The organism is Streptomyces sp. NPDC057253 (assembly GCF_042669125.1).
Lineage (GTDB): Bacteria > Actinomycetota > Actinomycetes > Streptomycetales > Streptomycetaceae > Streptomyces.
Map to the genome: position 1 here is coordinate 1 of NZ_JBHUXV010000277.1, position 3,507 is coordinate 3,507.

The following is a 3,507-nucleotide window of genomic DNA, read 5'->3' on the forward strand; positions in this document are numbered from 1 at the left end:
GTCCCGCGCACCGCCCGGTGCCGTGTCAGACCTGGTCGACCGCCACGGCGTCGTAGTCGGTGGTCGGCGTCGGCTCCACGTCGAAGCGCGCGTTGGGCAGGTACAGGCGCCCGCCCCAGGCGGCGACCGTGGTCGGGATGCGGAAGCGCGGGTCGGTGATGCGGGTGATCGCGGTGCCCCGGGTGCCGGAGTCGTTCAGCCGGAACACGTCGATCGCGTTCTGCTGCTGCTGGACGGCGTAGAGGATCCGGCCGAGCAGCAACAGGCCGTCGCCGTTGGGGAGTTTCGCGCCGCCCAGGTCGACGGCACGGGCGGCGCCGGTGCGCGGGTCGACCCGCATGAGGCCGCCGCCGTCGGCGAAGGCGTTCACCACGAGCAGGGCGCGGCCGTCGGGGGTGCGCTCGATGCCGTTGGCGGTGAAGTCGGGCCCCTGCTGCCAGTCCCCCGTCAGCGGTACGGTCTCCACCGCGCCCTTGGCCAGCTTGTACAGCGCCGGCTTGAAGGAGTCGGTGAACCAGGCGGCGCCCGGGGTGAGGATCACGTCGTTGACGAAGGTGCCGCCGGTGGCGTACACCCGCTCGGTCTCGCCGGAGCGGGCGTCGGCGACCCGGATCTCGCCGCTGACGCCGCCGGCGAGGAAGAGTCTGCCGTGCCGGTCGATCTTGAGGCCCACGGTCGGGGCCCCCGCGCCCCGCACGACGATCTCGCCCTGGCCGGTGGCCAGGCTCGCGCGGTAGACGTCGCCGTTGGCGAGGGAGCCGAAGTAGGCGTGGGGCCGGGAGCCGATGGTGATGCCCTCGGGCTGGAAGCCGTCGGGCAGGGGGAACTGCGCGGGCCACGCGGTGTGCCGGGTTCCGGCCGCCTGCGCGGTGCCGCCGAGCAGGGCCGCTCCGGTCAGCGCGGCGGTCGTGGTCAGGAGTGTGCGACGTGCGAAGGAACGGTCTGCGGGTGCCACGGTGCGTCCTTCCGCAAGGGGGCCGGCGCGGGACCGGCCGAACGGTCAAGCGACACTCCCACCCCATCACATGACGGCCGCCTCCACAGCCTTCGGCCGGATTGTGACGTGACATCGGTTTCCGGACGGATTGCACCCGTTACCCAATCAACTTGCTTTCAAACCGAGTTGGCGAACGCGGTCTGGACGGGCGGCCGTTGCGGTGCTTGGTTGTCCTGCGGAAGGCACCCGCAGCACCCGCACGGACCGAAGGGAGCGGTACCCGATGACCGAGCAGGTACAGCCGCCACAGGACCCGGGAGCCTCCGGGCCGGGACCCGACGGAGCGGGATTCACCTACCGAGGAGCCGAGCCGGAACTGATCGTCGTCGCCCGCCCCGAGGCCCGGCTGCGTGCCGACGCCGAGGGCGTCCGCTCGGCGGCGAACGCGGACGTGTCGGCCCTCAACATGTTCCTCAGCGACGAACAGCTCGCCCTGGAGCCGCTGTTCGGCGGCGAGGAGCGCCTCCAGCAGCATCTCGACGAAGGCGTCCCCGATCTCACGCGCTTCTACCGGGTGCGCGGCGGAGCGGACCGGACGGCGGAACTGCGGGCCCGGATCGCCGCGTTGCCGGGCATCGACACGGCGTACGTCAAACCGCCCGCCGTGCCCGCGACCGTCGCCGACGACGGCCTGACGGCCGGGCCGCCACGGCTGAAGGAGGGCGCGCCCCGCACACCCGACTTCACCGGCAGGCAGGGCTATCTGCGCCCCGCCCCCGAGGGGATCGACGCCCACTGGGCCTGGCAGCGCCCCGGCGGGACGGGCCAGGGGGTGACCGTGATCGACGTCGAGGGCGCCTGGCAGCTGGGCCACGAGGACCTGGCCGCCAAGCTCGCCGGCGTGGTCGTCGGCACCCCGCTGACCGACGTGGCCTGGCGCAACCACGGCACCGCCGTCATCGGGGTGGTCGGCGGCGACCCGGGCGAGCGCGGAGTGACCGGGATCGTGCCGGAGGCGGTGACCGCGGCCGCGTCCTTCCAGGGCATCGGTACGGCGGCCGCGATCCGGGCGGCGGCCGACCGGCTCGGCCCCGGTGACGTGGTCCTGGTCGAACTGCACCGCCCCGGACCGCGGTTCGACCACGAGGTCCGCGACGACCAGCGCGGCTACGTCCCGATCGAGTGGTGGCCGGACGACTTCGCGGCCGTGCGGTACGCGACCGCCAGGGGCGTCCTGGTCGTCGCGGCCGCGGGCAACGGCGGCGAGTCCCTCGACGACGCCCTCTACGAGCGCCGCCCGGACGAGTTCCCCGAGTCGTGGCGCAACCCCTTCAACCCGTCCAACCCGTCCTCCGGCGCGGTCCTGGTCGGCGCGGGCGCCCCGCCGCCCGGCACACACGGCCGCGACCACGGCCCGGACCGCTCCCGGCTCGCGTTCTCCAACTACGGCGCCCGCGTGGACGCGCAGGGCTGGGGCCGCGAGGTCACCACCACCGGGGGTTTCTGGGACCGGCCCGGCGACCTCCAGGGCGGGCCCGAGGAGATCGCCTGGTACACCGACACCTTCTCGGGGACCTCCGCCGCCGCCCCGGTGGTGGTCGGCGCGCTGGTCGCGCTCCAGGGCATGCTCAAGGCGGCCGCCCAGCCGTCGCTGACCCCTGAGCGCGCGCGTGCGGTGCTGCGTGCCACGGGCTCGCCGCAGCAGGACGCGCCGGGCCGGCCCGCCTCGCAGCGGATCGGCAGCCGGCCCGACATCAAGGCGGCGGTCACCCGGCTGCTCCCCGACGCGGTCGGCTCGGGCCAGGCCGAGCGGTACTGGGACGAGCTGCTGCCGTACCCCCGTGAACTCCCGCCGCGGCTGAGGCTGTTCGTGGCCGGCGCCTGGCGGAGTCTGCACCGTCCGTCCCCCGAGATCCGGCAGGCGGTGCACACCGCCTTCGCGGGGGGACGGCCCGACGTCCGGGTGTGGTTCTCGGACGACGAGATCGTCGGCCTGGTGATCACCGGCTGACGACTGCCCTCGGCACGACCCGACTCCATCAAGGGAAGGTGACACCCGTATGAGCATCACCCCGCAGATGGGCCAGCAGCAGTTCCCGAGCACGTCGCCGTATCAGCAGCAGGGCGGTTCCGGCTCCCTGGAGCAGCTCAACCAGCTCGGGCAGCAGCAGCCGTTCCAGCAGCTGCTCCAGCAGATGGGAGGACAGCAGCAGACCCAGCAGCACCAGCACAGCCAGCAGGAGCAGCAGATCCAGCAGCTCACGCAGTCCGTGGTGCAGCAGGTCCAGACCCAGGCGCTCGCCGCCGGGGTGGCCGACGCCTTCATCGACATCGTGCAGCCGCTCCCGGGGCAGCCGCAGCAGATCTTCCTGCGGATCGACCACCAGTTCCGGAGCCTGGCCAACCCGTCGCCACAGCTCCACCAGCAGATCCAGGAGGCCTTCGCGTTCGGCCACCAGGTCATCGGCGTGTGGGACGGCCAGTCGCCGAACGTGCTGCGCAGCGTACGGATCCAGCGCTTCTGACCGGAGCCTGAGCAGCAAGAAGGGGCGCTCCTCCCGCGGGGAGGC

General features: G+C 73.3%; 3 protein-coding genes. 2 read left to right on the forward strand and 1 reads right to left on the reverse strand.

The genetic code is table 11. From position 1 onward, the window contains the following. Window positions 1–25: 25 nt before the first annotated feature. The gene (locus ACFULQ_RS48850) at window positions 26–955 is read right to left on the reverse strand and encodes an SMP-30/gluconolactonase/LRE family protein (RefSeq protein ID WP_383558245.1); all 930 of its coding nucleotides are present in this window, start codon (window positions 953–955) and stop codon (window positions 26–28) included. A 265-nt stretch (window positions 956–1,220) separates the two neighbouring features. On the opposite strand from ACFULQ_RS48850, the gene ACFULQ_RS48855 reads away from it, so the two are divergent. Both ACFULQ_RS48855 and ACFULQ_RS48860 read left to right on the forward strand, forming a co-directional pair. Next, complete coding sequence (locus ACFULQ_RS48855) at window positions 1,221–2,948, forward strand: S8 family peptidase (RefSeq protein ID WP_383558248.1); 1,728 nt, start codon at window positions 1,221–1,223, stop codon at window positions 2,946–2,948. Window positions 2,949–2,997: 49 nt separating this feature from the next. Beyond that, a complete protein-coding gene (locus tag ACFULQ_RS48860) occupies window positions 2,998–3,462 on the forward strand; it encodes a hypothetical protein (RefSeq protein WP_383558251.1) in 465 nt (154 codons plus the stop codon). Window positions 3,463–3,507: the final 45 nt, after the last annotated feature.

Coding starts and splice junctions, on each gene's coding strand:
- ACFULQ_RS48855 (WP_383558248.1), top strand. CDS start 1,221: ATGACCGAGCAGGTACAGCCGCCACAGGACCCGGGAGCCTCCGGGCCG.
- ACFULQ_RS48860 (WP_383558251.1), top strand. CDS start 2,998: ATGAGCATCACCCCGCAGATGGGCCAGCAGCAGTTCCCGAGCACGTCG.